Raw genomic sequence first — 7,071 nt, 5'->3', positions numbered from 1 at the left:
CAACAAGTTTTTTAATGGCTAAATTCAGCGTCGTTTTCTTAAAACCAAGTTGCGAAACTAAATCATTTTTACTTATCTCACAATTTAGTTTTTTATACATTCTAATAGTCATAAAAACTTTAACCAAAACTTCATTACCAGCTAATTTATTTTTTCAACTTCGTGAAATAACCAACTTCGCATTTTTAATGAATTTTCAAACATGCTCAAAGTTTTGTTTATCATAAACTTTGCGATCATATTTTTTTACAAAATTTACATTGCTGTAAAAATTTCTAATTTCTTCTTGCTGACCTTCTTTCTCCATCAAATCTAAATTGCTTCAAACACTCATAATAACTCCTAAAAAAATTTTTGTTTTTTTAGAAAATGAAAAGTTGGGAACAACATTTTTGTGGTATAATATATTTAGATTTCAGGGGGGGGTGTTGTTCCCTCCTTTTCATTTACTAATTTTTTTTAAAATCAAAAAAGCTGCAAGTAGGTTGCAGCTTTTTTACACACTAATTTTTTACGCATTCTAAAAATCTTTATGAAAACGAAAATTTTAGAAACGCTTTTAAACAATTTGTCACAAAATATAATGAATATCTAAAGTTAATTAACGAAAATTATAAAGTTCAAGAAAATGGAGAGACAAATCCCAAAATTATTTCTACCGAATATTTAGATAACGCGAATTATTACTTATTTTCTTTACCTAAATCTTTATTTACCATTGAGAACTTAACAACAAGTAAACTAGGTGAAAAATTAACAGAAATTTATCGGGATTTGGCAACAAACTTTTTCGGCGCGCAAATCCAAACATTTCCCGCTTCACAAGAAGTAAATGAGAAAAAAGCGTGAGCTGCAAGTCAGGTTTTGAACAATTTAAGTACAAGTGAATATTCAACTAAAAGATATAAAAACCTAGCGATTTTTACGGACAGGGCTGATGTTTTGACTAAATATATTTCAAGACGAAAGTTCACATCTAGTAACGCTAGCATTCAAAAAACTTTAGATGATAATGATCTTATTTTGAACTTATTTGACGCAGATAATAATATTAATTCGATAACACGCATGTCCTCTAATTGATTTTCATTGTTTTTTAGTTTACTCATAACTCAAGAAAATGATCTTTATTTAAATCAACAAAATGCTTATAATCACGATATATATTTAAAATACGAAGCCCCTATTGACTTTTTGACTCTAGCTACGGGATGACACTCTTATGAATCGTCAAATCCTTATAGTAGGCTAAATTTGACACCACTATATGAACCTGCGCCGGTAATTTTAAATCTATTAAGACATAATAATTCAGATATGCCGGTTAAAAAACGAAAAGATAATGAATTTAGACAGACTGTTTTAAAAAATTACTCTCAATATATTAATTTTATTAATAACTTGGATTCTGAACTAGTGGTTAATAAAGAGTTTTTTAACACTTATAACTTAGGAAACACGGTCAATTTCCATACTAATGTTGCTGCACATATATCTGATTCATTACTAGTTGAAAAAGACGAAAACGATAATGCCAATGACACCTATCATTCATTTAAATTACTTATTAAAAAAGTTGTAGACTGGTATGATGAGACTTATATTAAAACTAGACAAAATACAATTGATAATTGAAAAAAATACAAGCATTTATTAGAGATAATATATCTTATTATAAGATCGAATTTATTAGTTCATAAAATTACGAATGAATCACATGAAATTTCAATCGAAAATATTTCAAATAATTATTTCCAAAATTTAATTGTTGAAAATATTAATAAGTATATTCAAGATCACGGTTCATATCAAGCCCTTTTTGATAACATTATTGTTACTGACGCTGAGGATAGAGAAAAAGATGTTCACATTCTTGATAAAATCAAAACTTTGAATGATTTGAGCCCTTACGGAAAGGAAATTTTTTATTCATACCTTGATAATTCAACTTACATTTATGGCTGGCCAGAGAATTATCCGGGATATTCTAAATTCTCTTCTTTATATTATTTATATCTTCCTTTTAATGTAGAAGTTAGATCTAAATACAACGGTTTTATAAATAAAGGTGAGTATGATCGTTTAACACCTGACGAACAAGATAAATACAAAGAAAATACATTAGGTCAAGATAATTTATATTGAATGATTATTGAAAAAATTGACAAACACTTGAAAGATAAAATCAATTCTATAAGAACATTCGAAGAGTATCATGAATTTGAACCTTGATTTATTGATTTAACTAATTTATATAGTAATGATGAATTATCAGGCAAATTTGTAGATTTTATTATTAGTCTTAGAAACAATAAACTTTACGATAATTTTACTGATGAATTGAATAATTTAATAATGCCAGATTTATTTTCGAAACTTAATAATGTTGAAATTAAAAATAGTGATACCAAAATTCAACAATACTATGATCGTCTATATGAAACATCTCAAATAAAATTAGAAGATTTTGCTAATGTTTCTAAAAATCTGCCTAAATTTATTGCGGCCTTATCGAAAGCTAGAGAAGTTAAAGCCAGTGAAAAATACACAGGAAGTGACGTTGATAGTTCAAAAAAAGCGATTTTTGACCTATTCATTAATCAATACGAAGGTCAATTGACTGACTCAAAATTGAACTCACTGTTAACCAACAAACAATTACTTAATGAAATCGATACAATTGATTTTGTTATCAAATTATTAGATCCAGAATCACAAGTTGAATCAACAAATACCATTAATGTTGATACTTTAAAACGAATTCTCAATCAAGAGTTAGATTCATACCTAACTAAAATCGACGAAAATATTGCTATTTTACCAACTACCGATGAGTGAAATACAGATGATTTAAAAAACACAAAACGAGCTCTAATTAACAAAATTAATGAACACAAAGATAGTATAAATGAAAAAAATGACCTTGATTCTCTTTTCACATTAATTAAACCGATTGCAGCATTAGAAAGTGAGATTCAAAAGTTTGATGAATCAAATAAAGTTGAAACATTGATCATTAACAAACTAAACACTCTTCCTACAGATATTAAAGACGAATTAAAAGCAGCCAATAAAACTAATGCTCACAATACGGACTTAATCAGTATTTTGACTAAAATTAGTGACCAACCTGATGCAAACCCATACGAAGAATTATGACGCCAATTGAACGAGAGAATTTCTAATTTACAAATCCTTTATGATGATGCATTACAAAATATTAACGCAATCAATAATTCAGAATTCAACTCATTTAAGTTAAATTATGGCGATGTTATCGAAAGTATCCAGTCTTACTTTAGCCAAGAATATGATCGATTGAAAAATGAAATTGCTAAAGAACCAAGCAAGCTAGGTTTACTTGACTTGTATCCTGCTTACTATAATTTAGAAGCCGAACTCAAAAGAATGAACATTGTTGCAGCGTCATTATTAACCGTTGTACCTCATTTAAATAAAGAAGAGGCCAATCTTTTACAAAAATTCATTGATGATCACTCATATAGTCCAGATTCTCATTATTTCCAAAATTCAACTTTTGAAAAATATGCACTTGCAAATATTGACTTTGTTAACGCATTATTAGACAAAATAAAACACATCACTCAAGAGCTAAATACAAAAAATACTGATTTAACTAATGCTCAAGAATTAATTAAAGCTAATCAAGCGGCAATTGAGGCAGCTAAACAACAACATAATGCTAATTTAGAAAAATTAGAAGAATTAGAAAAACAAAACCAAAAATTACGTGACGAATTAGCTAAATTAAAACAAAGTCCCAATGAAGAAAAAACAACTCCAGCACCATCTAATACAGATAAAAAACAATCTATAAACAATAGTAATAATATTGCTATTATTTCAATTTTAGCTATTGTAATTATTTCTTCACTAATTTTATTAACCATTATTTCATCTAGAAAAATTCTCAAAGAACAATAATTATTAACAAAAAACACCAACCGCTAAAATGGCTGGCGTTTTTTGTTTTGTTTTATGTTTTTCCCACTAAAAAGGGAGCGTTTGAACAGAAGCAATCACAAAACATATCTAAAAAATACAATTTGAATAATGATTGTCAATGTTTTATTCATATTATATTGGTTAAAAACTAGTTCGCTAAGCTAGTAATATTTCTTTAGGTAATGCTTTTGTGGTAATTTTTATATTATTTGTCTGTAATTATTTTAAGAGCTGGTAAGTTTGTTAAAATTATGATAATTAAGGAGATTTATGAAGAAAATATTTGCTTACGATCTAGATGGGACTTTGTTTGTTAAAGATAATTCGATGCATGCAGACACTCCTGAAGCCCTAGCAAAAGTTCAAAAAAGCGGTCATTACAATGTTATAAGCACTGGGAGAGCACTTAATAATATTATTCAAGCTTTGGGCGATAAAATCAATCTTTTTGAATATATTTTAGGCTCAAACGGCTCGATTCTGTATGAAGTTAAAACAGGGCAAGTAAGAATTTTTGCTAAAGTTAATTTGGATGCTTTCGATCTTGCTTTACAAACAACAAAAGATAGCGACTTTTTATTGCGAGTAGATACATCAACAAATTCATTATGATACATTAATAATTTATCGAGTGCCAAATGAGTCGACAAACAAAACAGAATGGACCTAGCAAAAGTTTTGAATTTGGCCACACTTGAGCAAACGCAAAATTTTGCCAAACAAAACAAAGACAATATAATTCAAATTGCTTTACGTGGTGATAAAACAGAAATTTATCAAGTTTATGAAAAATATCAAAGTCTAATTGGTGCTAATTATGAAGTTAAATATACTAATGAGGTTTATATTGATATTAATGGTCTAAATAACAATAAATGAAGTGGGTTAAAACAAGTGGCTGAGCTTGCCAAAATAGATATTGCTAACATTGTTACTTTTGGTGACTCGGGCAACGATGTTGAAATGCTAAAAAACGCCGGTTTAGGAATTGCCATGGGCAATGGTACATTCGAGGCTAAAAGTGCTGCTAAAAAAATAATTGGCGCTAATGACACTAATGCTATCGCCACGACAATCACGGAATTGATATAAAAAACATAAAGCCAAGAGCTTTATGTTTTTATATATTAATTATTTTTCAGCATCGATAAGCAATTTCATTGCTTTAGTATCGGCTGCGTTTAAGAAAGTATTGTAGGCTTCCATCATATCACTTAAATTAAATTTGTGAGTAATAAGTTTTGAAACAGGTAATTTTCCGGTTGAAACTCCATTGATTAATAATGGTGTAGTATTGGTGTTAACTAATCCAGTTGTGATGGTTAGGTTTTTGATTCATAGATTTTGAACGTCAAAATCTACTTTTTTACCGTGTACTCCAACAACAGCGATGTGACCACCGGCTTTAACGATTTTTTGACATGTGTCTCATGTTTGAGGCATACCAACAGCTTCGATGGCTACATCAACTCCGTCAGCACCAACGATTTTTTGAACATCGGCCAATAGATTATCTGATGGAACAATAGTGTGGGTTGCTCCTAATTCTTTAGCTAATTTTAGTCTGTTTTCGTCAAAGTCAATTACTATAATGTTTGCTGGTGAGTATAGTTGTGAAGTTAATAAAACTCCCATTCCAACAGGTCCAGCACCAACAATAGCGATTGAATCACCTGGTTTTACATTACCATATTTAACACCGATTTCGTGTCCTGTTGGTAATGCATCTGATAACATAACTGCTACTTCATCTGAAATTGTCTCTGGATATTTGTATAAACTGTTATCAGCGAAAGGAACTCTCACGAATTCGGCTTGTGTACCGTCAATCATGTAACCGAATTTTCATCCACCTTCGTCTTCACGACAGTGTGAGTATAGTTGTTTTCTACAGTTGTCACATTTTCCACATGGTGTAACACATGAAATTAAGACTTTGTCTCCAACTTTGATGTTTGAAACGGCTTCACCAACCGATTCAACAATACCGATTCCTTCGTGTCCTAGGATTCTCCCTGAAGCAACTTCTGGGTTTTTTCCTTTATAAATACCTAAGTCAGTTCCACAAATTGTTGTTTTTGTTACTTTAACAATTGCGTCGGTTGGTTTTTGAATAACTGGTTTATCTACCATTTCTAGCGAGATATTGTGGTCGCCATGGTAAACTAATGCTTTCATTTTCATAGTATCTGTATTCTCCTAATGTAAAGATTGATAAAAAATTATCGAATTTATTATAGTAAATTTGATTGTGAATTTTAGTTTTTTGCAAAAATTTTTTTTATACATAATACGTATTAATTTTTTAGGCCTATATTTAACGGCAATTAGTAAATTCTAAAATAAAAACATTAGTTTTTGCTACATATACCATTTTATTTATGCGAATGTAGCAAAACAAATAAAAAATCATATATAGGCGTTTTTTTACTCTTAAATAATTATTTTTGATTTTATTGCTCCGTTTTCCTAAATTAACGTTTTATTTTTTCTAAATAAACAAATTATTTATCGAAAACAGACTTAAATTTATTTGATATTTTATTTTTATTTCGCTTATTGGGAGCAAAATAGTTGCCAAAACGCTACAAAAAAATAAAAAAAATTTGGCTTTTATCGCCAATATGTAATTTATTTTGGAATGAAGGCATAAAAATCTATTAAACAACATGCTAATTTTAGTTGCTTTCAAAAGGTAAATACAGTTTTAATCAACCAAAAATTATGATCTAATTAATACTTATATTAATATTAATATTAAAATTTGTACCTTATTATATTTTGCTATTTTTTTATTTTTAAATAACTGATTAAAAAAAATAAAAAAAATGTTTTGATCTTATCAATAATAATGTATATTTATATCACGGCAATTGTGAGATATGTCCGTAAAACAAGCACTAAAAAAATTTTAAAAAATATTTTTTCTAAATTAAAAAATGTGCTAACATTATATAGCAATTGTTCTTAACAATGCAAATCGTTCTTTGAAAACTAGATATATAAACATGACGAAGTCAATTTTTTCGAGAGTTTGATCCTGGCTCAGGATGAACGCTGGCTGTGTGCCTAATACATGCAAGTCGAGCGAAGTACTTTTGTACT

4 protein-coding genes and 1 rRNA gene are annotated in these 7,071 nt (G+C 28.9%); 3 read left to right on the top strand and 2 right to left on the bottom strand.

The features are described from left to right. A partial coding sequence (locus N1F73_RS03450; protein ID WP_260360122.1) for an MAGa4850 family ICE element protein occupies positions 1 to 334 on the bottom strand: 334 nt, incomplete at its 3' end. Between the two features lie 440 nt (positions 335 to 774). Between N1F73_RS03450 and N1F73_RS03445 the strand changes: the two genes are divergently transcribed. After that, entirely contained in the window at positions 775 to 3,945 is a 3,171-nt protein-coding gene (locus N1F73_RS03445) for a hypothetical protein (RefSeq protein ID WP_260360121.1), read from the top strand. Positions 3,946 to 4,236: 291 nt separating this feature from the next. Then, positions 4,237 to 5,058: an HAD family hydrolase gene (locus N1F73_RS03440; RefSeq protein WP_260360120.1), complete on the top strand. Its 822-nt coding sequence runs from the start codon at positions 4,237 to 4,239 to the stop codon at positions 5,056 to 5,058. Between the two features lie 39 nt (positions 5,059 to 5,097). Here N1F73_RS03440 and N1F73_RS03435 read toward each other — a convergent pair whose 3' ends face one another. After that, positions 5,098 to 6,150 carry a zinc-dependent alcohol dehydrogenase family protein gene (locus N1F73_RS03435; RefSeq protein WP_259290346.1) on the bottom strand — a complete coding sequence of 351 codons (1,053 nt, stop codon included), beginning with the start codon at positions 6,148 to 6,150 and terminating at the stop codon, positions 5,098 to 5,100. A gap of 838 nt (positions 6,151 to 6,988) precedes the next feature. On the opposite strand from N1F73_RS03435, the gene N1F73_RS03430 reads away from it, so the two are divergent. Continuing rightward, positions 6,989 to 7,071: ribosomal RNA gene (locus N1F73_RS03430) — 16S ribosomal RNA — on the top strand; the annotation flags it as partial.

It is taken from the genome of Mycoplasma sp. HS2188 (assembly GCF_025209835.1).
Classification (GTDB): domain Bacteria; phylum Bacillota_I; class Bacilli_A; order Mycoplasmatales; family Metamycoplasmataceae; genus Mycoplasmopsis.
This window is presented reverse-complemented; position numbering and strand designations above follow the sequence as displayed.